General features: G+C 65.8%; 17 protein-coding genes. 10 read left to right on the forward strand and 7 right to left on the reverse strand.

The features are described from left to right. The first annotated feature begins 172 nt into the window (after nt 1-172). Nucleotides 173-298, forward strand: coding sequence for a hypothetical protein (locus tag ACIA8R_RS08875; RefSeq protein WP_364104383.1), 126 nt, complete (start codon nt 173-175; stop codon nt 296-298). Nucleotides 299-311: 13 nt separating this feature from the next. On the opposite strand, the gene ACIA8R_RS08880 is transcribed toward ACIA8R_RS08875, so the two are convergent. Continuing rightward, nucleotides 312-1,004 (reverse strand): hypothetical protein, encoded by a 693-nt coding sequence (locus tag ACIA8R_RS08880; RefSeq protein ID WP_364104380.1) that lies wholly within the window; start codon nt 1,002-1,004, stop codon nt 312-314. Between the two features lie 300 nt (nt 1,005-1,304). Here ACIA8R_RS08880 and ACIA8R_RS08885 point away from each other — a divergent pair, with 300 nt between their 5' ends. The 3 genes from ACIA8R_RS08885 (at nt 1,305) to ACIA8R_RS08895 (ending at nt 2,152) form a co-directional block, all read left to right on the forward strand. Beyond that, nucleotides 1,305-1,478, forward strand: a complete 174-nt coding sequence (locus ACIA8R_RS08885; protein WP_397037477.1) for a hypothetical protein — start codon at nt 1,305-1,307, stop codon at nt 1,476-1,478. Nucleotides 1,479-1,541: 63 nt separating this feature from the next. After that, a complete protein-coding gene (locus tag ACIA8R_RS08890) occupies nt 1,542-1,664 on the forward strand; it encodes a hypothetical protein (protein ID WP_397037478.1) in 123 nt (40 codons plus the stop codon). Beyond that, on the forward strand, nt 1,661-2,152 hold the full coding sequence (locus ACIA8R_RS08895; protein ID WP_397037480.1) for an ester cyclase: 492 nt from the start codon (nt 1,661-1,663) through the stop codon (nt 2,150-2,152). Before ACIA8R_RS08890 ends, ACIA8R_RS08895 begins: the two co-directional genes overlap by 4 nt. A 650-nt stretch (nt 2,153-2,802) precedes the next feature. Here ACIA8R_RS08895 and ACIA8R_RS08900 read toward each other — a convergent pair. Then, the gene (locus tag ACIA8R_RS08900) at nt 2,803-3,852 is read right to left on the reverse strand and encodes an STAS domain-containing protein (RefSeq protein ID WP_397037482.1); all 1,050 of its coding nucleotides are present in this window, start codon (nt 3,850-3,852) and stop codon (nt 2,803-2,805) included. A 712-nt stretch (nt 3,853-4,564) separates the two neighbouring features. Between ACIA8R_RS08900 and ACIA8R_RS08905 the strand changes: the two genes are divergently transcribed. The 3 genes from ACIA8R_RS08905 to ACIA8R_RS08915 all read left to right on the forward strand — a co-directional run bounded on the left by ACIA8R_RS08905 (nt 4,565) and on the right by ACIA8R_RS08915 (nt 8,491). Continuing rightward, nucleotides 4,565-5,785 carry a PP2C family protein-serine/threonine phosphatase gene (locus ACIA8R_RS08905; protein ID WP_397037484.1) on the forward strand — a complete coding sequence of 407 codons (1,221 nt, stop codon included), beginning with the start codon at nt 4,565-4,567 and terminating at the stop codon, nt 5,783-5,785. Between the two features lie 788 nt (nt 5,786-6,573). Then, nucleotides 6,574-7,308, forward strand: coding sequence for an integrase core domain-containing protein (locus ACIA8R_RS08910; protein ID WP_397037485.1), 735 nt, complete (start codon nt 6,574-6,576; stop codon nt 7,306-7,308). A gap of 754 nt (nt 7,309-8,062) precedes the next feature. Next, nucleotides 8,063-8,491, forward strand: a complete 429-nt coding sequence (locus ACIA8R_RS08915) for a calmodulin-binding protein (protein WP_397037487.1) — start codon at nt 8,063-8,065, stop codon at nt 8,489-8,491. Nucleotides 8,492-8,811: 320 nt separating this feature from the next. Here the strand turns inward: ACIA8R_RS08915 and ACIA8R_RS08920 are convergent, their stop codons facing one another. Further along, nucleotides 8,812-9,078, reverse strand: coding sequence for a hypothetical protein (locus ACIA8R_RS08920; RefSeq protein ID WP_397037488.1), 267 nt, complete (start codon nt 9,076-9,078; stop codon nt 8,812-8,814). Nucleotides 9,079-9,703: 625 nt separating this feature from the next. On the opposite strand from ACIA8R_RS08920, the gene ACIA8R_RS08925 reads away from it, so the two are divergent. Together ACIA8R_RS08925 and ACIA8R_RS08930 are read left to right on the forward strand one after the other, a co-directional pair. Then, nucleotides 9,704-11,173 carry a DUF1254 domain-containing protein gene (locus tag ACIA8R_RS08925; RefSeq protein ID WP_397037490.1) on the forward strand — a complete coding sequence of 490 codons (1,470 nt, stop codon included), beginning with the start codon at nt 9,704-9,706 and terminating at the stop codon, nt 11,171-11,173. Continuing rightward, the gene (locus tag ACIA8R_RS08930; RefSeq protein ID WP_397037492.1) at nt 11,170-11,844 is read left to right on the forward strand and encodes a GAP family protein; all 675 of its coding nucleotides are present in this window, start codon (nt 11,170-11,172) and stop codon (nt 11,842-11,844) included. The genes ACIA8R_RS08925 and ACIA8R_RS08930 overlap by 4 nt, the downstream gene beginning before the upstream one ends. On the opposite strand, the gene ACIA8R_RS08935 is transcribed toward ACIA8R_RS08930, so the two are convergent. After that, nucleotides 11,813-12,061, reverse strand: a complete 249-nt coding sequence (locus ACIA8R_RS08935) for a DUF4158 domain-containing protein (protein WP_397037494.1) — start codon at nt 12,059-12,061, stop codon at nt 11,813-11,815. The genes ACIA8R_RS08930 and ACIA8R_RS08935 overlap by 32 nt on opposite strands. Before the next feature lie 696 nt (nt 12,062-12,757). On the opposite strand from ACIA8R_RS08935, the gene ACIA8R_RS08940 reads away from it, so the two are divergent. Beyond that, nucleotides 12,758-13,819 (forward strand): integrase core domain-containing protein, encoded by a 1,062-nt coding sequence (locus tag ACIA8R_RS08940; RefSeq protein WP_397037496.1) that lies wholly within the window; start codon nt 12,758-12,760, stop codon nt 13,817-13,819. Nucleotides 13,820-14,144: 325 nt separating this feature from the next. Here ACIA8R_RS08940 and ACIA8R_RS08945 read toward each other — a convergent pair whose 3' ends face one another. The 3 genes from ACIA8R_RS08945 to ACIA8R_RS08955 all read right to left on the reverse strand — a co-directional run bounded on the left by ACIA8R_RS08945 (nt 14,145) and on the right by ACIA8R_RS08955 (nt 23,167). After that, nucleotides 14,145-14,516, reverse strand: a complete 372-nt coding sequence (locus tag ACIA8R_RS08945; protein ID WP_397037497.1) for a hypothetical protein — start codon at nt 14,514-14,516, stop codon at nt 14,145-14,147. A 188-nt stretch (nt 14,517-14,704) separates the two neighbouring features. Further along, the gene (locus ACIA8R_RS08950) at nt 14,705-15,526 is read right to left on the reverse strand and encodes a hypothetical protein (protein ID WP_397037499.1); all 822 of its coding nucleotides are present in this window, start codon (nt 15,524-15,526) and stop codon (nt 14,705-14,707) included. 201 nt (nt 15,527-15,727) lie between these two features. Beyond that, nucleotides 15,728-23,167 carry an RHS repeat-associated core domain-containing protein gene (locus ACIA8R_RS08955; protein ID WP_397037501.1) on the reverse strand — a complete coding sequence of 2,480 codons (7,440 nt, stop codon included), beginning with the start codon at nt 23,165-23,167 and terminating at the stop codon, nt 15,728-15,730. Nucleotides 23,168-23,433: the final 266 nt, after the last annotated feature.

A 23,433-nucleotide genomic window follows, 5' to 3' on the forward strand; every position in this document is an offset into this window, starting at 1 on the left:
CCAGTTCCGTCTCAGGTTCCGCCACCAGAACGGACGCCCACGCTGGATGAAGGCAGGTCCGACGACGAGCTGCGAACGAGCCGCCTCCACAGCGGGGGGCAGTCCAGCTCGCCTCGCGCACGGCATCGCGCACCATGGGGGGTGGCCCCTGCCCGCGCCGCGGGCAGGGTCGGTGATCGCGCCCGGCCGCGGCACCGATGACGTGCTCGCCGTGGTGCGGGCGTGGTGCGGGCGCGGCGTAGGCCGCTCGACGCTGTACCAGGCGCTGGAGGGCGACGAACCGCTCGCCGCACCCTGACCCCGGCCCAGGGCTACTGGAGGCGGAAGAGGTTTTCGAACTTGAAATCCTTGACCTTTTTGCCGAAGGCCCAGTGCCAGGACTGACCGGACACGCCAAAGGACAGGTCGGGGCCGTAGAAGCCGAGGGTCACATCGGCGCCGAAGACGTTGGTGGACGAGTGGACCGTGCCCTCGTTCCGCGCCCCGGACAGCTGCAGGTGTGAGGGGTCCAGGCCGTAGCCGAAGAGCCGGGGCGTCACGGTCACATCCGCCGTCCAGGTGCCGCCGGGATGGGTGTCCACCTCGATCAGCAGGGAGTGCACGCCGGGAATGAGGACAAGGCTGTACTCCTTGTGGGTCGCGGTCTCCCCTTCCAGGGGCTGGAGATCAGGCTGCTGGTCGGTCGAGATGGCCTGGATGTAGGTCCATGCCAGATCTTCGGCGTCCTGCCCGATTTCATCAGCGAACCCCTGGAGTTGTTCCTTGATGTAGACCACCGGGTCGTTCTCGGGTTTGGGCCCCCTCTTGGGGAGAGGCATGCCGTGCTCCGTTCCTGCGGCCCGCGCGGGTAGGCGGCCCAGCCGGTTCGGAGTGTCGTAGGCGTTGGCCTGGCTGGTGGCGAATGGGAGGAGTGCGGTTCCAGGCGCGGCGGAGGCGGGGCCGGCGCAGGTGAGCACAAGGATTCCGGTGGCGGCTGCGGCCAGGAGTGCGGAGATGTGTCGCATCGGCTATCCAATCACGGAACGGTTCTGACCCGTCGCATTCTGTAATCAATCGCGACTCGCTGTCACTGTCGCCGGGGGGAGACGATCCTTCCTGGGGCGCGCGGTACGACCGCCGCCCGACCGCCGCCGGGCTGGAGGAGGCCAAGACCGCCGCAGAGAACTCGGCCGCCCAAGCCCGCGCTGAGACCGACCGTCTGCGCGCTGAGCTGGACCAGGCACGGCAGCGTCACGCCGTCGAGACGGACGGGTTGCGCGAGGACCTGGCCTGTCGGGCAGCGCCTGGAGGAGACGCGCGACCGGTTGACCGCCGCGCAGTCCGCCGCGCAGGAAGCTCTGCATCGGGCGCGGGTCGCCGAAAGCGAGGTGGTCGCCATGGAGGAGGCCAAGAACGCCGCGCAGGCACCGGCCCGGGAGGCGGACGCCCGCGCCGGCGAGCTCCTGGCGCTGCTGCGCCAGCGCGACACCCCGGCCTGACCAGCCGGACGCCGCAAAGACGCCAGGCCGGGGAAGGCGCCGGCTGCGGACGGAGGAACCGACATGGACGAAGACATCGACTGCGTCGCCGTGGCGCTGCTGCGCAAGCTCAAGCCCGAAGTCCAGACCGAGGTCCTGAACAGCTCGGAGTTCACGGCACTCCCGGACGGGGAGCAGGCGCCATGACCATTGCCCGCGAGGTGCGTGACAGGTATACAGCCGGTGACAATTGGCGAGTTGACCGTCTACTGGCAGCCACGTCGGGCACTCAAGGAAATGAGCATTCAACGCCCACGACATGGAGGCGCTACTCCGCACCATCAAGTCCGACCGGAGTAGCCATCAGCCCCGAAGGCGTTTCCCGGGGACGCGAAGAGTTGGCCTCCTGCCTGGAGGAGTTCTGGGAGGCATTCCCCGATGTCCAGGCCGTGGTCGTAGAGTCCTTCGATATCGAAGATTCGACTGTTGGCGAGCTTCTCATCGTAGGCACTCACAGGGGACCGTACACCATGCCCGATGGCCAAGTGATTCCCGCGACGGGTCGCCCCATTCGGTTGCGGTGTTGCTATGTATGCACAATAGAGGACGATCTTGTGGCGAGTTTGCGCCTATATTTCGATCAACTGGAGCTGCTCACCCAGCTTTCCTGTTCGACGACCTTTCATCACGGGTAGCGAATCAATCTGATTCAGCTCGCTGCTGGAGGTGCACTCACGAACCGGCTTCCTGGAAGCCAATGCCACCTGGCAGGGATGTCCCTCTACGCGCACGACCTTCCGGCTCGTGGCAGCAGGCGCGACATGGAGCGCCTGGGGCCGCACTTGCTCGCACCCGGACGCCCCATGCCCACGACCTGGCTCCCCTCCAGTAGCCAGCCGCCCTCCTTGGATATCAGCAGATCGTCGGCATGAAAGGTGCTCAATCGGGCCTGGGGCTCCACCATTCCGGCGTTTCGTGAACGTCATTTGCCCCTCTCCCACTCCGCGGCAGCACGAGCATCAAACCGTCAGCATGCATACTCAGGCCCCCTACCAAGGACCCGTCAGCCCATGCTGCCGGGGCCTTCTCAAGCCTCGGCAGATCGTGGCTCTTGGGCCGCTCCGGTTCCCCGGACAAGAACACCAGCGCGGTCACGGTACGCTCTACGACGCGCTGCATCACGGCCACGTCGAGATCGCACGCCTACGTGAGAAGCTGGCCGGGTTCCCGCTGCCGCGTGCAGCCGACCGGCGGCCGACAACAGCCCGTGACCTCATCGGGACGCCGCCACCAGCCCGAATCGCTCGTCCCTGTCACAGCTGCGGACGTGGCAGGCGCACACCGCTCACGTCACCATCGGCATGCTGCGGTCCAGGCCGGTGATGTGCAGCAGCCGGGACATGAACGGGCGGGGTGCCTTCAGGGCCAGAACGATGCCCATCGACCGGGCTCGGCGCTGGATGCCGACCAGGACGCCCATGCCGCCGGCGTCGCAGAACGACACCTGCGAAAGGTCGACGATGAGCAGGCTCGTGCTGTAGCGCAGCGTGCTCAGCAGTTGGCGGCGGAGCGCCGCGCTGGTGAGAATGTCGATCTCGCCGGTCAGATGAATGGTGGTCGGCTTCGACGGGTCAGCCACGCCGAGTGGCTCGGTGTCGACGACGGTCATGGAGGATTCTTCTGGAGGAACTGGAATGGGATGAGGTGCCTGCCGACCGGAGATCGGTCCGCCGCCGGACGGGGCGGATCCTTCTACCGTCCGATCCGGTCGGCAGACGGCACGCGGGTCACGCCGACGCTGATGACCCACTGGCGAGGAGGGTGGATCCTGGTCGGTGACCGACCCGCCCTCGTTCTCCCAGTCGGCCGTGCCGTCGGTGGCCGTCCCGCGTAGAGCCGGATCGGGGTCGGACGGCAAGCGCGCGCCGGTGAGAGCGTCGCCGACGCTCAAGCCGGCCTCCTGGGCGGTGAGGTCCAGGGCAGTGAGCTTGAGCGTGGCCTCAGCAGGACAGCGGGCGGTGCCGGGCGGGATGACCAGCAGGACGACCGGCTCGCCGGACGCGAAGCTGAGAGTGATCACGCGCGGGTCGGTGTGGCGGAACCAGCCGACGCGGACCTGCCGCCCGCGGGCCGGGATGCGGGGCGGGATGTTCCGCCATGCATCGCCATATACGCCGATACGGAGCGTGACACGGCCAAGCCGCCGGTCGACGGCGGCGATGAGGCTGGGTAGTTCGGTGGACGCGTCACGGGAGTAGGGCCACCAGGCCCCGTCCACGACCGCTCGCCGATCCAGCTCCGGGTGGAGACTGAGTCGTAGCGCGGAATCGACCTGCGGCATCGCAGCGGAGGTGGAGCTGAGCGGCGCGAGTGGAGAAAGAATCGTCGGCGTCATGGTCGCCTCGCCTGTCCGGGCCCTTTCGAGGGGCCGGTGGTGATTCGCCGGGGGCGACGCAGACTTGAATGCCAACGCTCGAAAAGTCCTCGGTAGCTATATTCTACCTCGCAATTCCCGGATTTCCCAATTCCGGAATTAGGCCGGACAGGTGGCTCCGAGAACACAAGCCGCTCCGGCCCCCGCCGTCCCGGCCGACTGCACCGCCGCGCTGGAACGCGCCCCCTCACCGATTCCCCACGACCCCGACCAAACCCCACACATCCTGCGCCACGCCTTCACCACCCACCTCATCTACGACGGCATGGACCCCGTCCTGGAGGGCCGAACCGAACCCGGCCCCTGCCCCTCGACCTGGGAGTACGGAGATGAGCACGATTGTGGGATCCCGCCTCGGGGAACATCTGTAGAGCGGCCACCGGAGGAATCAATCTTGAATGGTGAAGCACGCCGGTGAGGGGTGGTCGCCGGGCTCCTTCACCGTCCTGGCGAATCAGTAAGAGGCGGTCGCCAGCACATGAACATGCCCTGGTCGCGCAGGGCAGGGTGACGCGGTCGTGGGGAGGCTCCGATCGGGGCGTAGACAGCGTGGGACGGCATGCTGCACATGGCGTCATAGGCAGTTCCGGCGGCTTACAGCTCGCGTTGCGCGGAGGCGGTGATCGGCTCAGGTGCAGGAAGCAGGTGCAGGAAAGAGGGGGTAGAGCCGGCCATGGACGAGGGGATCGTGAACCGGTCGGAGGGTTTCGGTGAGCGCCTGCTCGGCCTGCTGGACAGGGCACGGCTGATGCCCCCGCAGCTGATCGCCCCGCTGATCGCGGAGGAAGTGGCCAGAGTTGGCGGCCGTGACGTCTCCATCCTGCTCCAGGACTACGCGCAAGAGCTGCTGGTGCCGCTTTCGGGCAGGAAACTGCACGTTGGTCAGCCGGTGCCGATGACCGACTCCCCCGCCGGCCGGGCCTTCGTGAGTGCGGAGGTCGTCGAGGTATCGCAGCCCCGTGGCGTACGCATGTATCTGCCGCTGCTGGACGGTGGCGATCAGGTAGGTGTGATGACCCTGACCTTGGATGCCGTCACCGACGACGACCGGCGCCTGCTGCGCCGACTCGCCGGCCTGGTCGCCGACATGCTGGTCACCAAGAACGCCTACACCGACCAGTTCTTCCTGACCCGGCGCCGGGAACCGATGAGCGTGTCCGCGGAGATCCAATGGAGCCTGCTGCCGCCGCTGTCGATGTCCGTGCCGCAGGTCGAGGTGGCCGGCATCCTGGAGCCCGCCTACCGCGTCGCGGGCGACAGCTTCGACTATGCCCTGAACGACAACATCCTGCACGTGGCCGTGATCGACGCCATGGGCCACGGCCTGGACGCGGCCTCGATGGCGACCATCGCCATCGGCGCCTATCGGCATGCCCGGCGCGAGTTCATCAGCCTGGCCGAGAAGTACGCATTCATGGACGATGCCATATCCCAGCAGTTCGGGCCCGACCACTTCGTCACGGCGCAGTTGATGCAGGTGAACATCACCACCGGTGAGCTGGAGCTGGTCAACGCGGGTCACCCGGCGCCGCTGCTGATCCGCGGTGGCCAGGTCGCGCGCACGCTGGAGAGCGCGACGACGTTGCCCGTCGGCTTCGGCGGCGAGGAGCCCCGAATCGCGGAGCATATGCTGCAGCGGGGAGACCGGGTGCTGTGCTACACCGACGGCATCATCGAGGAGCACGTCGCCGGCGGGGAGTTGTTCGGCGAGGAACGCCTCATCCGCTGTGTCAAGCGTGTGGGGGGAGAGCCGTCGGAGGGAGTACGGGCGGACCTGCGCCGGCTCTCCCACACGCTGAAGCGGGAACGAGGCGGGCGTACCAGCGACGACGCCACCCTTTTCATGATCGAGTGGCACGGGGGCGCCGCCGACCACCTCACGGTCATTGACTGAGCGCACCGACGTCGACCGAGTCCTGTACCGCTTCAAAAGTCGTCACAGGGGGCTTGACCTGCAGATCGACCTGAGGTGCCGGCTCAGGCAAGATCGGTTCTTGTGTCTCTTCGTCTCCTCTACCTGATCGTGATCCGGGTGTTCGGCTGGTTGGTGCTGCTGGGCCGCAGCGAGGCAGTCAAGGACGTCGAGATCATGACGCTTCGGCATGAAGTGGCGGTACTACGGCGTCAGGTCGTCCGGCCAAAGCCGGGCTGGGCCGATCGAGCGGTCCTGGCCGCTCTGGCGCGGCTCTTATCGCCTGGACTGCGTGCTCACCGGCTGGTCACGCCGGGCACGCTGCTAGCCTGGCATCGCCGACTCGTCCGACGCCGATGGACGCATTCAAGACGGTCCGGCCGGCCTGTGCGGTGCCAAAACTCGTCCATGGCGTCTGACCGGGCCTTTTATCCTCAGCACTCGTGTTCCTACGCCTGCTGTATCTGCTGATGGTCCGGTTGTTCGGCCGGTTGACGCTTCTCTCGCGGGGCGACACCTCCAAGAACTAGAGATCTTGGTGCTGCGTCATGAGGTCGCAGTCCTGCGTCGTCAAGTCTCCCGCCCGCAACCGGACTGGGCCGACCGGGCGCTGCCGGCCGCACTGGCGCGACTGCTCCCCATACGGCTTCGCCTCCATCGGATCGTGACGCCGGGCACCTTGCCGGCCTGGCACCGCCGCCTGGTCAGCCAAACGCTGAACCTACCCAAACACAGCCGGACGTCCACCGATACCGGACGAGCTGCGTGATTTGGCGATAAGGCTGGCCAGAGAGAATCCCCGATGGGGGCACCGGCGGATCCAAGGCGAACTGCTCGGCCTCGGCCATCGAATCGGGGAGGGCACCATCCGCCGGATCCTCGCCGCGGCCGGCCTCGATCCAGCGCCACGCCAGGCGTCACCGACCTGGCGACAGTTCCTTACTTCGCAAGCCTCCGGCATCTTGGCCTGCGACTTCCTGCACGTCGACACCGTGTTCCTCAAACGACTGTACGTCTTCTTCGTCATGGAGATCGAGACACGGCGTGTACACCTGCTGGGCGTCACCTCCAACCCGACGGGCGCATGGACGACCCAGCAAGCCCGGAACCCGCTGATGAACCTGGGTGAACGCGCCGACGCCTTCAGATTTCTTGTCCGAGACCGTGACGGCAAGTTCCCCCGCATCTTCGATGAGACGTTCACCGCCGCCAGCATGCGGGTCATCAAGACACCCGTCCGGTCACCACGAGCGAACGCGTTCGCCGAACGATTCGTGGGAACACTACGCCGAGAGTGCCTCGATCACCTGCTCATCCATGGCGAGCGGCAGCTGCGCAAGGTCCTGACCGAGTACGAACACCATTTCAACCATCATCGCCCGCATCAGGGCCGCACCCTCCGCCCTCCGCTGCACGACCCCAGCGAAGTGATCGACGTAGCCACCCGGATCCACCGCCGGAGGACCGTCACCGGGCTGAATAGCGAGTACCGCAGAGCAGCCTGACCGTCCGGCAAACGGCCAGCTCAACAGCAGTGTCCGCGTTTTGGCACCGCACAGGTGGCAGCATGCACCAGCCGTTGGACAGCACGCGATCGGCCCGTTGATCGAGGTGGAGGACGTCGAAGAGGTCCCGCGGGGCGATCTCGAGTGCCCGCCCGTCCGCGGTGATCTTCTTGTAGCGGATGAACTCTCGTTCCGCCGTGGCGGCCTGGGTCTGGGCATAGTGCAGCTTCTACAACTGGTTCGGTTACGGCGGTGCCCGTCAAGAGCTGGCCCCGGGACAGGTCGCCGACGACTTCGGCTTCGTCGTCCGCGCCGCTCGACGCGGATCGTGTGACTGACCACCGTGACTGACCATGTGACTGACTGACACGGCGGCCGAAGGCCTCCGGCTCGCCTCGCGCGGCATCGCGCACCCTGGAGGTGGCCCCTGCCCGCGCCGCGGGCAGGGGCGGTGATCGCGCCCGGCCGCGGCACCGATGACGTGCTCGCCGTGGCGCGGGCATGGCGCGGGCATGGCGCGGGCGCGGCGCAGGCCGCTCGACGCTGTACCGGGCACTGGAGGGCGACGACGTCTCGTAGGGCCGTACGGGGCCATCAAGAGCGTGGCCGGGCCCCTCGCGGGACCCTTGGGGATCTGCCGCCTCGCCGGGTAGGGCGGTGTCACTGTGACGTCAGGTGTTGGTCCTCGTTACCGTGCGATTACTTAGTGTATAAGATTGTAACTCTCGGTAATCGCGAAGGTGGAGGGATCTCCATGCGCAGCATCTCGACCAAACTCCTCACCCCCCTCCTCGCCATCACGGCGCTGGGCGTCGTCGCCCCCGCGCCCGCCCAGGCAGCGGACGCGGCCTACTTCGTGATGACGGACATCACCAGCGAGGAGTTCGTCGTCAAGCTCACCGACCCCGCGAAGATTCAGCACGCCCGCGACCTGGTCAACGGCCAGACCACAGAGCGCCCGCATGTCATCGGCCGTTTCCTCAAGCGCCAGGTCGACTACAACCCGCGGTGGAGCTACCACCTGAACACCGACACCGTCGACTTCTTCGACGTGGCGATCGAGGTCTGCGACGCCACGATCCCCTACCTGGAGGACCATCTGGACGAGGCCGGCGGGGCGTTCCTGCCCGGCAGTTACTGGTGCGACTGGTCCTCCAGGCTCGTACGCGAAGTCGCCGCGTAGCCCTCTGACGTCGTCAGCCCTCGCGCCCCCTGGAAAAACCTACTCCTGGGGGCGCTCGCATGCGCCGGGCGCGGAGGCGCGGGGAAAGCGCTCGGCTCGCTGACGCGAAAGACCCGCCCCGAAGGGACGGGCCCATGTTCCGCATCGCAGTCCCTGTACCCCGGGTGCTACGCGGAATCGTTCTCGGGATCTTGGCCCTCAGCTTCAGGGTGGCCGACACGGCCGCTTCTGAGACCTCGCAGGCCCCCGCCGTCAGTTGGCGGCAGAGGCCCTGAGGGGTGACCTGGAGGATTCGGTGGCGGCGGTTTAGGGGTGGGGCGTTACACGAGCATCCAGAGGTGGTACCAGTAGACGGCGCCGCCGGGATCTGGGTACTCCCGGCATTGATAGTCCTGGATGTGGACTCCAGCGCGAGAGTAAACCGCGTTGAGCGCGTAGTAGTCGCTCTGGCAGCCCACCCAGGTGAGCGAAGTCCTGTGGGTGTCATACCAGGTCGCCGCCTGGGCGATGCCGGTGCCGGCCAGACAGAGGGCGGCTGCGGCGGTGAGGGTGCCGAGTGCGCGGACTGTGGTGCGTCTGAGGTTCATGGTCCTCCTTGCAACTACTGAGAGTAAATCAATGACTACGTTACGATAAAATGGCTGGTGGGAAAAGACGCCGAGGAGGACCTTTCCGGAGCCGCGATAACAGACCCCCATCAGGCATCCCCCGGCCTCCTGGGCGCGTGAGACGTTCTCAGGCGGCCTGCGGCGCGGAGGTTGGCTTCCGGATCCAGGCCGATGGCATCTTCCTGGTCAGCCGCCTGGTCATGAGCGTGATCGTCGCCATGGTCAGGTGAGCCTCGCTGTGCGAGGGTTTCCGTTCGTCATCGACCGGGCAGTCCCGCAGGCTGACCCCCGGCGGATCTGCGAGGGAAAGGCGCTGACGCCCTGTCGGTGCACCGGCGTAGGCTGCCCTCAGTGGCCGACGCGCTGGCCCGCTTCCGAGCATCCCGCCCCCACGCGGCGGACAGCGAAGAGGACAAGGTCCCCCGGCTCGCGCTTGATGAGACTCCCGTTCCGCTGCTGGTCGTGACGACTCGGCCCTCCGCTCCCGAGCATGTCCTCAGCCGCCAGGTAATGGACGAATAGCAGGCCTCGACCAAACCGGCGGATGGGGTGTGGCGGGTAGGTCATGGTCATCCGTTGGATGACAGAGGCGCCCGGAGACGTCATGACTGTTGATCGTTATCGAGAGCTGGCCGACCTGCGGTTCGTGGGCGGCTACCCGACCCAGGACACCAGCCGGGCGTTGAGCGAGGAACTGTTCTTCCAGCGCGCGACCCAGGTGTACCTGTGGGCACTGCCCGCGATGAACATGTACGCGATGCGGACCGCCCTGGGCGATCTTTCCGGATACGGCTACAACGTGATGTCGGTGTTCGAGAAGAGGCTCAAGCCCAACACCCTGATCACCACCCCGAACTCCGACGTGATTTACGGCTTGGCCTTCGCCGATCTCAGCCAGACGGGCCCGCTGGTGATCGAGGCGCCGCCCAAGCTGCAGGCGCTGATGGACGACTTCTGGCACCGGCCGCTCACCGGCCCGCTCATCGACGGCCGGCAGTACCTCGGCGACGTCGGCATCCCCGGCCCCGACCACGGCGAGGGCGGGAAGTACCTCATCGTGCCCGAGGGCTACGACGGCGAGGTGGACGCCGAGAACTACTACGTCTACACCAGCCGCACCAACGGGGTCTTCGTCTTCGTGCGTGGCTTCTTCACCTCGGTGCAGGACCTGTCGCCGGGCGTGGCCTCCGTGGAGGGCATCACGATCCGTCCGCTGCAGGGCGCGGCCGAGCCGATGACCTTCCGCCACGTCTCCGACCTGCCGGCGAACGCGCTGTTTCCGGTCGACGGGACCTACTTCGACCTGCTGGAGAAGTTCGTCCACAACGAACGAGTCGACGCTGTCGATCCGTACATGCACGGCATGCTCGCCGCTCTCGGCATCGCCCAGAGCAAGCCGTTCACTCCCACCGCCCGGCAGCGGGAGCTGCTGGATCTGGCCGCCCGCACCGGCTGGAAGATGGCCAAGAACATCGCGGCGAACCGCGACACCGCGAACAAAGCCCTCTGGTGGGAGGACCGCCGCTGGATCTCCCACGTCGAGACCGAACCCGACGACTTCATGCACACGCTGCTGGATGAGGAATGGCGTGAGCGCACCACCGGCCACACCGACGTGGACGCCAAGGCTCACATGTTCATCAACCACTACTCCATCAGCACCGGCATGATGTCCTCGATCGTCGGGATGGGCGCCAAGTACGGCAACGCCTACAAAGACGCTGACGGCGATTACCTCAGGGGCGAGAACGTCTATCGCATCGACCTGCCGCCCGACCCGCCCGCCAACCTGTTTTGGTCGGTGACCATCTACGACGCGGAAACGGCGGGTGGGGTGGACGCGGAGGGTCAGGAATACCCCTCTCTGAACGGCATGAACGATCTCGACTACAACGACGATGGCTCGATCACCCTGTACGTCGGTCCCGAACCGCCCGCGGGCGCCAGGAACTGGCTCAAATCCGTGCCCGGCCGCGGCTGGTTCAGCCTTTTCCGCTTCTACGGCCCCAAGCAGGAGTTCTTCGACCACAAGTACAAGCCCGGCGACTTCGTCAAGGTCGAGGAGGCGGGGTGAGCCTGGGGGAGGCGATCGGGGACCTGCTGCCGTCCGCGGTCGGCGTCGCGCTCAGCCCGGTGCCGATCATCGCGGCGGTGCTGATGCTCATGTCCCCCGCCGCGTCCCGCACGGCTCCGGCGTTCGCGCTCGGCTGGATCTGCGGGCTCCTGCTCGTCACCACCGCGGTCGTTCTCATCGCCGATCCCGCAGGGGCAGCTGACAACGGCGGGCACATGTGGACCGTAGTCGTGAAACTCCTGCTCGGCGTCCTTTTTTTGGTGATGGCCGCCCAGCAGTGGCGCTCACGCCCCCGCGAGGGCGAGCCGGCGCAGATGCCCGGCTGGATGGCGGCGGTCGATCGGATGCGGGCGGGCAAAGCCTTCGGCCTCGGAGCGTTGCTGTCCGGGCTCAACCCCAAGAACTTCGCCCTGGCGGTTGCGGCCGCCCTGGCCATCGCCGAGGCCGGGCTCACGAGCGTGAGTGCGGCTGTCGCCATCGTGGTGTTCGTCGTCCTTGGCAGCCTCACGGTCGCCGGGCCTGTGCTCGGCTTCCTGCTCTTGCGCGAGCGGATCCGGGCGTCGCTGGTATCGGCCAAGGACTGGCTCGTCGCCGAGAACGCCACCGTGATGTTCGTGGTCCTGCTGGTCCTCGGCGTCGTCATGATCGGCAAAGGCATGGCCGGGATGTAAGTGCCGGCTCGACCTTCACCTGCCCGGCCACGTAGTCCACCGCGGCCTTGGGCAGCTCACCCACGTGCCGTGGGAACCGGCCCTCCTGCTCGAAGAACTTCAACATCAGGCTGAACCCCAGACGGGTCGCCCCCGGCTTGTTCCCCACCAGCTCCCAGTCGTCGTCCAGCAGCGTCCACGCCGCGATCAGCTCTTCCGGCTCCCACTCCCGACGCACCTGGAACCGCCCTCCACCTGACCGTCTCCGACACGGACACGGACAAGCAGCAACCCCACCCAACCAGCCACATTCACCGCCCCGAAACGATCACGAACCGCAATCGCGATCTCTCATTCCGCTACCTGGCGGCCGGGGAGATGTTCAGGAGCGGAGGGCCGCCAAGGAGGCGTAGGCCGCCCCGGCGGGGACTGTCGAGGCAGGTGCCGCAGAAATGCCAGGTTTTCGCGGGGAAAGCGGCGAGACAGCCCCGCGCTCCCGCGGCTACCGTGGAAGCTGGCCGACGCGCTGGCCCGCTTCCGAGCCTCCTGCTCCCACGCGGCGGACGGCGAAGAGGACAAGGTCCCCCGGATCGCGCTTGATGAGACTCCCGCTCTGCTGCTGGTCGTGACGACTCCGGTGGGGTGGCGTGGGCACCCTCGCCGAGAGGACCGAGCATGACCAAGAACAGCGCCCGCTCTATTGACCGGACTAACTCCTAGATCTTGCCCTGATTCCCTTGCATGTCGCTGCGAACGTGGCGGAGTTGGCGTAGCGTCCGTTCCACGGCTGTCGCGCCTGCCCGTGCCGCTCCCGTTGATCGCGAGCAAGGTCAAGGTCCCCCGGATCGCGCTTCTTTCAGCGTGCATGGAGGAAGCTGTCCGGTGCCAGAACTGATTGCAGCGGGTCTGACCTGGTCTTCTAGGCTTGCCTCTCGTGCTGTTTCGCCTTCTGTATCTGCTGGTGGTCAGGGTGTTCGGCTGGCTGGTGCTGCTCGCACGGGGCAGTACCTCCAAAGAGGTGGAGATCTTGGTGTTGCGGCATGAGGTCGCCGTCCTTCGCCGTCAGGTCTCCCGGCCACGACCAGACTGGGCCGACCGAGCGCTGCTGGCCGCACTGGCGCGACTACTGCCCACGCAGCTACGTCTCCATCGGATCGTGACGCCGGGCACCTTGGTGGCCTGGCACCGCCAACTGGTCAGTCAACGCTGGATCTACCCGAACGCGACCGGGCGTCCGCCGATCCCGGACGAACTGCGTGGGCTGGTCATCCAGCTGGCCAGAGAGAATCCACGATGGGGGCACCGGCGGATCCAGGGCGAACTTCTCGGCCTCGGCCATCGGATCGGGGAGGGCACCATCCGCCGCATCCTCACCGCGGCCGGCCTCGGCCCAGCGCCACGCCAGACCTCACCGACCTGGCGACAGTTCCTCACCTCCCAAGCCTCCGGCATCCTGGCCTGCGACTTCCTGCACATCGACACCGTGTTCCTCAAACGCCTGTACGTCTTCTTCGTCATGGAGATCGAGACACGCCGCATACACCTACTGGGCCTCACCTCCAACCCGACCCGCGCTCGGACCACCCAGCAAGCCCGGAACCTGCTGATGGACCTGGACGAGCACGCCGACGCCTTCAGGTTTCTCATCCGAGACCGTGACGGCAAGTTCTCCCGCTCGTTCGATGAGGTGTTCACCGCCAATGGCGTGCGGGTCATCAAGACGCCCGTCCGGTCACCACGAGCGAACGCGTTCGCGGAGCGGTTCGTGGGAACGCTACGCCGTGAGTGCCTCGATCACCTACTCATCCATGGTGAGCGGCACCTGCGTAAGGTCCTGGCCGAGTACGAACACCACTTCAACCATCATCGCCCGCATCAGGGCCGTTCGCTTCGCCCGCCGTTGCACGATCCCAGCAAGGTGATCGACATGACTTCCCGGATCCACCGTCGAAGGACCGCCGCAGGCCTGATCAACGAGTACCACAGAGCAGCCTGATCACCCGGCAAACGCCCAGCTCAGCAGCAGTGTCCGCGTTTTGGCACCGCACAGGCCACGCCGCCTCGCCGCCTTCGAGATGGCGTCGGCAAGCTGACGGCCGGCGAACGGTACGCCGCTCCTACCCTGGCCATCACCAAGACCCCTCGGAAATTGACAGAACCCCTGAGACGAGGCGAACCGTTCCTCATCGAGGAAGCGCCTCAGTGATCCGGTTGACAACGCAGCCAGCCCGTGGCCGTTCGAATGACCACCTGCGCTTCATCCGCCTCCCCCACCGTCAGCGCCGCGATCAACGAATAACACCGCAATGGGTAACCACAGCTCAGACCACGTAACTCAATATTCGAGCGGCACAGGCCAGGTCCCAGCCGAAGATGACCCGGGCGCACTGGCCGATGGCGGCATAGCGCCTGCGGTGGACGATGTGTCCTTTGATGGCCAGTGCGGCAGCAGTCAGGACGACCAGCGCTGTGGCTCGTGGGGATGTCCATGCCTTCGCCTGGGCGGCGATCGCTCCCTGGAACACTCCGACGGCGACGAGCAGCTGGTCGCAGGCGGCGACGAGTTGATCGCGCTGCTCGGCCCGGCGTTGCCTTCGCAGGCGCAGGACACCGATGAGCGAGCCGATGCCGGTGAGGAAGAAGATGATCGCGGCCGTGGCGGGGTCGATGAGGTCAGCCCAGGCGAGGTTCACCCGTCAAGGGTGGCGGTGGGCGGCCAGCCTGGGCGGCGGATTCCGCAAGGTAAAGCCGGATCGTTCCCCTTCAGGCTGGTCAGTCGTGGGCGGCTGCTCGGCGGTAGCCGCGTCTCTGGCTCATGGCGGTGTCGACCGTGCTGCGTGTCGTCGGGTGGTGGGAAGCGGCGAGCGGCATGCGAGAGCTCTCAGTCCGGAAGACGCCAGTTGCAGATCTCGCCGTTGACACACAGCTCAGTGGTCGTGTCGCGAGAGTCCGGCGGCTTGATCGAAACTTCGCTACCCCACCCTTGGTAGCGAGTGTCGTTGGAGAAGGTCTTGCCCACCAATTCGTCAAGGCCGCCGGCAAGAGTGTATCTGCTCTGCACTCTGCTGATCAGTCCCGACGAGGTCAGCGTGAGGGTGTAGGAAAGTTTCGTGCCAGTGAGGCCCCAAGAGCCCTGAGTGGAATGGCCGAACCAGAGGGAGCGCGCCTGGCCGAGCTCCTTAAAGGTGATCACGCCGGTGACAGTGTTCCCGTTCCTTCGGCCGTTCTTCAGCATGGCCGCCACGGTGGCTGGCTCTGTCGGGTTGAGGATCTGCTCGTCGTAACCGAGTAGCTCGGTGTGCCAGAGGTGCAACTGATGAGAATTCTTCCACCAGGTCTTGCCGTCCTTCAGCCATTTCCCGACGAGGCCGCCGGACTGGTAGCTGGTGCCTCCGACCTCGTGGTTGAAGCCGATGACGCGTTCCGTCCCATGCTCACCCCCAGTTGTGGTGACGTCTAGGGCCTTGACTCCTCCCGCCGTGCCGTTGAACTCGAAAACACCCTTACGTCGTCGTTCGGCAAGCTTCTTTGTGCCCTTCGAGAGGGTGGCCGTTTCGGTGAAACTCACCCCGTGTCCGGATGCCAGAACGTTTCTCAGTACCTGGACGGGATCTTTGGAGACTGCCCGCACCGAAGCGTGCACTGGAGCAGCCCCCGCCAGCAGAGCACCACTGGCCAGCAAAGCTAAGATCATGTTTCTCATGATGATGATTCTGCCTTGATCAGGACACGTATGGAACACGGCTTGGATGCGACTGGCGATAGCGAGTGAAGGCTAGGTGGCTGAGCTGCAGGTGCAACAGCAGAGGTTGGCGCTGTGGTTGCGGCTGACGGGATCCCGCCCCTGAGGAAGACCCCTCACAGGAATGCCTCCTGCCGAGATGAGAAGCGCCCCAGACTGCCATCAGCAGTCATAGGTATTACCTTTCTTCTCCGCTTGCTGTTCGAAAAGATTATCGCAGGCCTCTATCGGCTGGTCGAGATAGAGGACGAGATACGTTGGCCAGAATTTGGTGATGTTGTAATAGTGGTACCACTGCTCCCTGTGTTCGGCCTCGTGACGAAGGAACTCCGGCTGATTCTTGTCAAACCAGTCGGGGCTGCGACGATTGCCTTGGGAGTCGTATCCAGTGAGTGTCACGTTTCCCAGTGTGGTTCCACCTCGACCAAAGTGCAGACCTTTGGTGAGGCCGCTACAGACAGTGAGCCCAGTCGCGGCATGCTTTTCACATGTCCCATGTTCCTTCGTGGCCCATGCAATCAATTTCTTCTCGAATGTCTTGCTCGACCAAGTGGGGTCTGCGTTCACGAGGAACAGTACGAGCCTTCTACCAATCCCTCCGTTGCCCACGATTGTGCCGACATCGCTGAGCTGGCAGGGTCCGTCGCCGACCTCTCCCCTGCAGAACAAGTCTCGCCATTCGAGCCACTTATACCGAACCTCTTGCTTACACTTATCCGTTTGCATCTGCTGATAGCAGCTACTGAGCCGCTGGTCCAGCTCGTAGGTCGCTTTTAGAGCGCGGGTAACTTCGAGGCGCGTCACCTTCTTGCCATCGCCACCCGACGGCAAGGCGACGCTCCACAGAGCCTTCCACAGCGCCCTGACGTCCTCCTCCGGGGCGCCATCGTAAACGAAGTCGATAATCTCTTGACGGATCTTCTTTTCGACCGTCCAGAAACCGTCCATGGCCTGCATACCGTTTGGCAGGATGTTCCGCTTCTTGAGTTCGGATTCCGGCAGTGCAAGCGTGACGTTGTAATCGACAGCTCCGCAATAGTTGTATGCGGGGCCGGCGCAGGCGACTCCTCCTCCGCTCCCCCCGAACCCGTCGCCGATCGTTTTGCCTCCGCTCCCTCCGGCTCCCCGGCAGTAGGTTGCCTTGAAGGCGTCGATGGAGTCATTGCAGAGGTTGCCTGAATAGCCGCCGGAGCCGTACTCGAAACCGGTGGAAGCGGCCGCGTGCCCCGTGGGATCGGTTCTGGTGAGGGGGGAGGCGTTGGCGTAGGTGTAGCGGTTCGCCTGAACGGATGGGGTCGGATCGAGCGTGGCGGTGTCGCGACTGGCGAAGGTGCCGGTGCCGGGCTGGTACCAGCGGGCGTGCATGTTGACCTTGCCGGTGTCTGGGTCGGTGTATTCGCCCTGGTAGCCGAGCTGTGCCTTGGTGCCGGTCTGGGCAGTGACGATGCCGAACGGATCGTAGGCGGTGGAGGTTTGCAAGGTGGCGGTGTATGTGGCGATCAGGTCGCCGTGCAGGTCGGACAGCGCCGCCACGGCTGCGCTGGCACCTTCCTTGATGCCGAGCAGGGCACCCTTGGCATCTCGGGCGTACTTGGCCTGGGCGGTGCCGCTGCTGTCGGTGATGGCGGCCAAGTCGTTGCCGAGTCCTGAGTAGGCGAAGGTCTGCTTTGCAGTGCCGCGAATGCGACTGACGGTGCGGTCGAGGGCGTCGTAGGCGTAGAGGCTGTCGCCGTCGGCGATCATGCGGTTGAACGCGTCGTAGGTGTAGCTCGTGGTGGTTGCGGTCTTGGTCTGGCTGGCCAGCGTGCCACGGGGTGTGTAGCTGTAGTCGGTGCCATCACCACTGGTCAGGCGGTTGCGTTCGTCATAGGTGAAGGTGGTACTACCAGCCTTGGTGCGGTTGCCCGCAGCGTCCCACTCGTAGTTGGTGACGGCGCCGCCGGGGGAGCTCCAGGAGGTGAGGCGGCCGGCCTGATCGTAGCTGTAGGTGTTGGCACCCGCCCCTGCGGTGCCGACGGTGGTTTTGGTGGTGAGGTTGTCGTCCTTGTCCCAGCCGTAGCCAATCTTGGCGATCTGGGTTCCGGAGCCGTTCTTCAGTGTCTGGCCGGTGACCCGGTTCATGTTGTCGTAGTCGATGGTCTGGGTGCCGGCAGTGCCACTGGTGGCGGTGATGGTTTTCAGACGGCTGGCGCTGTCGTAGCCGTAGGTGAGGGTGCGCGCGGTGACCGGGTCGGTGGCGGTTGCCAGCCTGTTGGCGTTATCCCAGGTGAAGGCAGCCGTCCCGGCTGCATCAACGCGCTGGGTGGGGTTGCCGAGCGCGTCGTAGGCGTAGGCGGTCTCCTGCACGGTGCCGCGGGTCACCTTCAATGGCAGGCCGCGGTCGTTGAGGTCGACGGTCAGGTCGCCAGCACTGGTCATGCGACCGGCCAGGTCATAGCCCAAGGTGCGCTCGGCGCTGGCTGCGCCGGCGCCTGCGCCGGTCTCCTTGGTGAGCTGGTTCAGCTGGTCGAAGGTACGGTCAATGCGAACGCCGCCGGGCTGGATGGTCGCAGTCTGGTTGCCGGCGGCATCGTAGAGCTGGGTCCAGGAGCGGTCGGCCACATCTGGGTGCGCGGTCGTAGCCGATTCTGTCAGCGTTTCAGGCAGCCCAAGAGTGTTGTAGCTGGTCCAGGTGGCGTTTCCGCGACCGTCGGTGATCCTGGTTCGGGCCCCAGAAGCGTCGTAGCCGAAGGTCGTGGTGATCGATTCATCTGCCGAAACCGGCTCGATGCGCGAAGTAAGCTGGCCAAGCGCGTCGAAGGTCTGCCGGGTGATGTGGCCTTCGGGGGAGGTGGCGCTGGTCTGATTCCCCGCCAGGTCGTAACCCACGCTGTAGGTACGCAGTACCGCGCCGGTGTCGTCCAGGTCCTTGACTGTGGTCTTTCGGCCGGCCAGGTCGTAGTCGGCGGTGGTGGCGTTGCCGTTCGGGTCGGTCGTCTTCGTCAAGCGTCCGGCTAGGTCGTGAGCCATGGTGGTCTTTTTGAGCAGCGGGTCGGTAGTGGACGTGGTCTCACCGGCCGCGTTGACCGTGAAGCTAGTCACGCCACTGCCTGGGGCTGGGGCGGTCTGCTTGACCAGCTGGCCCGCGTCGTCGTATTCCAGCTTGGTGATGTAGCTGGCTGTGGACGGTTTGCGCTCGATCTGGGTGGCGGTGATCTGCCGACCGAGATCGTCATAGGTGGCCTGGCTGCGGGCGCCGGTGGGGTCGATGCTTGCGACCTTCTCCCCGGCCAGGTCGTATTCGGTCACCCAGGTCCCCGCGGTCTGGCCGTTCGGGGTGGGGTCGGTGGTGCGAACCTGGCGGCCAAGCTGGTCGTAGTCGTAAGAGGTGACGTTGCCGCGCGGGTCGGCGGTGGACGTCAGCCGTCCCGCCGGATCGTAGGCATGGACGATCGTGGGGGTGATGGCGGTTCCACCGGGAGGGGTGTAGCTCGGCGCGGTCTGCTGCGTCGCCCGTCCAGCTTTGTCGAAGGTGGTGGAGATCCGGCGGCCCTCGGCGTCGAGGGTGTGCGTCTGGGCACCGAAGGTGTCGTAGCCAGCCCGAGTGGTGGGCCGAGTAGTCGTGGTCGCCCCAGCCTTGTCCACCTTGACCTGCGGCCCGGTGGTTTCCATGGCGCGGCCGAGGGCGTCGTAGCGGATGGTGGTCGTGAAGTCGGCCGCCGTTGCTCCTGCCGCGTTTCCGCGCGGGTCGGTCAGCTCGGTGACCAGACCTCTGTCATCAACCTTCCACGTGGTGGTGAGGTCCTGATCGCCGTTCTCGATCGTCTGCCGGGTCTTGATGCCGAGCGCGTTGTAGCTGAACTCGGTGATCTCCACTCGGGAGTCACCGCCACCGGAGCGCGAGACCTTGATCGGGTTGTTGACGGCATCGTACTCATAGCTGGTCTTGCGCTTCAGCCCGGCCGGGTCGAAGAGGGTCGAGGTGACGCGATTGGCGGCGTCCACGGTGACCTCGGTCGTGGCGATGCCACTGGACACGGTCTTGAGCACATTCCCAGCCGGGTCGTAGGTCGTGTCCTTGAGGATCACGTCCCTCGTTGAGGTGGAACCGTTGAGCTTGACGTCATCGGCGATCACCTGGGAGGGCAGGTTGTCGCCGAAGTAGGTGTAGGAGGTCTTGCGGCCCATGGCGTCGGACTGGGTCGCGAGCCGGCCAGCCGGGTCGTAGGCGAACGACTCCAGCACGACGTCCTTGGCCGGCTGTGGCACAACGGGGCTGCCCGTCCAACCCTTGAGGGTGCGTGAGAGGAGTTCGCCGCGTTTCGAGTAGACATGTTCGATGGCAGTTCCCGCAGCATCGATGGTGCGGACGAGGGTGCCCATCTTGGACCATTCCTGTTTGCTCACCCCGCCCCCAGGCCCGGTGATGGTTTCTAGGCGGCCCAGCGGGTCGTAGCCGTACGTCGCGGTTCGCGCGGTGTCACCTCCGGTCAGGTCGGCCAGAGTCTCCGACTCCTTGTTGCCGTCGGCGTCGTAGACCAAGCGTGCCTGCGCGGTGTGCGTCACGTCGGTGATCTCGTTCCGCGCACCGGGCCCGGTCTGAGTAAGGACCCGGCTGAGGGCGTCGTAGGTGAAGGTGGTCTTGACGCCGTCGGGATGCGATGCCGACACCTTCGTCCGGGACGTGACGCGTCCTAGCGCGTCATGGGTGTAGACGGTCTTTAGCCCGGTCGGGCTGGTCTCCTCGGCCAGGTCACCGGCCGCGGTGTAGGCGTAGCGGTATTCGCGATGCCGGCCGTTGTGCCAGTTGAAGCGGCCCTTGACCAGCCCTGCGGGCATGGTGCCGCCGCCGATGGCCGGCTCGGTGCCGTTGGTGTAGTCCTGTCGTTTCCCCCACCAGGAGTCACCTGCGACGTTGGGCCATGTCTCCGCCTCGACTAGGCCATTGTCCAGCAGCCACCACCGGGTGGCGTAGGTCTCGTCGAGGAATCCGCTCGATCGGGCGTCCAGATGGGCGACCATCCGGTCGTTGCGGGGATCGACCGGGTTGCTCTCGTTCAGGTAGTAGTTGAACCACTCCCAGAAGCAGCTCTGCGCCGTCCGGCAGACGTTCCGTCCGAAGACGTTGCCACGCTTGTCGTTGGCCAGCGTGACCTTGTTCCCGTTCGGGTCGACGGTCTCGGAGAGGTAACCACCGGTGTCGTAGCTGTACTTGGTGAGTTTGCCGAGCTGGTCGGCCTCGGAGACGATGCGGTAGCCGCGCCAGGCGTCATAGGTGGACACCAGTGTGTTGTTGTCCGGGTCGGTCACCGTCACCTTCGACAGTCCGGTCGAGGCGGTGTATTCGGGTGCGCCGATCTGCCAGGTGCCGCCGTTGGCGTCGGTGTGGGTCTTGAGCCGGTCGGTCGCTGGGTCGTAGGTGTTGCTCATCCACACCCTGCCGGACGGCAGGGTGATCTTCGCCAGCTTGTACGGCACGGCTAGCCGCGCCTCGTAGTGCAGGCGCACGTCTTCAGGGGTCAGCGGCTTGGCGTAGACGGCGACCTCGTCGACCTGCCCCTTCAGGCCGAAAGTGGTCTGGGCTCCGGCGGTCCCCGGCGTGGCCGGCCACTGACCTCCGACGATGGTGCCGAGGCCGACGTCCGCCTGGGAGGGCCAGCCGACGGTGGTGGGCTGGGCCAGGGTGCCGGCTTGGGCGCCGTCGAGGTACATGCGCTGCTCGAAGCCCGACAGCGTCAGCACCACGTGATGCCACTGCCCATCGTTCACCGTATTGGCGGAGGTGATCGGTGAGATCCCGGCGGTGCCGCCGCTGCCGACGCGCCGTAGCTGGCCGCGCAGCTTGCCATCCGTGCCGACGTACACCAGGGCGGACTTGGTGTCCGCGGACGTCCCGACCGACAGCAGCGCACCGGCCTGCGTGGTCTTGAACCAGGTCTCGAACGACGCGGCTCCTTCCACCCGGGCCAATGCGTGGCCGGGCAGACCGACCCCTTGCGTGCCGGACAGTGAGACCGCAGTGTCGCCGGTGCCGGCCAGCACGCCCGGCTGCTTGAGCGTCGCGGACTTGTAGGTCGCGGGCCCAGCACCCCAGCCGAGGTCGGTTGCCTGGCTGCCGCTGGCCTCACCGAGCCGCCAGTAGCCGATCGGGTCGGAGTTCAGCACAGCGCTGCGGTACAGCGATCCGTCGGTGTAGTCGAAGGAGACGCAGTTGGGCGCCTGCAGCGGCGAGCACACCTGCTTGAGCTGGTCGCCCTCGTACGCGTAGGTCCAGGTGAGCGCCCTACCGTCGACGGGCTGGGTGGACACGCTCGCCACGTGGGCGCCGTTCCAGGTGAAGGACAGCGACCGGCCGCCCGGGCTGGTCACGCTGGTGAGCTTGCCGCTGTCGTCGTAGGCGAACTGCTGAGCACGGCCGAGATTGTCAGTGATCGTCGTCAGTTTGCCCAAGGTGTCGAACAGGTAGGTGGTGGAGGACTTGTCCATCAGCCGCCACCCGGACGGCTCCTTCACGCACTGCTGTACCTGGCAGACGTCCCTGAATGTCTGCACCAGCGTCGCGTACATGCCCGGCGGCGGTTGATAGCTGCCGTCTCCCTTGGCCGCGAAGCGCACGTGCCGCCCATCTGGGTGGGTCAGCAGCAGGGTCGGTACCGCTGCCACCGTCTCGGGCTGGATCTTCATGTCGAACCGGGTCGACCAGCCGGCCCCGAACATGCCGTCCTTGCGCGGGTCCATGCTGTTGTAGGAGCGCACGATTGACAACGGCGGCCCGGCCGCCGCCACCGTCGCGTCGGTGAAGGACGTGGTGTAGTTGCCGGGAAGCTGGTGGAACTCCTGGCCGTTCACGCCGGAGCTGGCCAGCTGAGAGGTGATGGCGGGCTGCCGGACGCCGGTGGTGAACGACAGCGCGGGCGTGGTGGTGGTCAGCGAGTAGGCGCTGTCCAGCGCCGCGATCGTCCACCAGTACTCCTTGCCCCACACTAGCTTGTCCGCGGGCACCCGCCAGGTGTTGACGTTGCTGGCGAGCTGGCCCGAGGTGAAGCAGGCGGTCCCGGTCATGTCGGCGTTGTCGCACACCTTGAACGTGTACTTGATCGTCGAACCGCCGTTGTTGCTGCGCGCGTGCGAGACCAGCAGCGGCGTCAGCGAGTCCACCAGCATCTCATCGACCGGGAAGGCGTCCTCGACGGTCGGCGGGTAATACACCGGCTCCGGATCGGGATCCGGAGCCGGCGGGTCAGTGCACACCGGGCCGCGATTCCAGTAATCCCGCAGAATTCCCGCCCCTTCGGGCGTGATCTCATAATACGTCGAACCCGGCGCCTGAAAGGCCGGGACCGATACACGTGCGGTCCAGATGTACCTCGTCCCGCCACTACTGCCGTACGCGACCTGCGACCCCCAGGAGTAACTGTTCGATGAAACGTAAGCAGGGTACGACGAGCAATACACGTCGGCTAACGATTGAGCGTCGGAGGATTTCGCTGACGTGGACGGCTGGGCTTCCACGTCGAACCGGCCCTCGGGCCGCAATACGCCCTTACGCTGACGCGGGTCCTGCTTGGAAGGCTCGTTCTTCGCACTACTGGTCGTGGCATCCGCATCGACCAGCGGCGGCAACGCACCAGTTGATCCCCACTGCTGGTCCGGTGTATCTGGAACGCCCTGCCCATCAGTAAAAGTCCCACCAGCTGCAGCTTGGGCCTGCAAGGCGGATACGAACGTAAGGCCAGGGAGCAGCGCCAAGGGCGCGAGAACGCGCCAGCCATTCCGAATTAAAGCAGCAGAAAACTGTCCACGACGCATGTAGTCATACTCCGAACCAACGAGGGCGCCCCTATGGGAACGCCAGACGTTGCTCCCCCCCATCCGGCGCGGAACTTGTT

Source organism: Nonomuraea sp. NPDC051191, from assembly GCF_044455665.1.
Lineage (GTDB): Bacteria > Actinomycetota > Actinomycetes > Streptosporangiales > Streptosporangiaceae > Nonomuraea.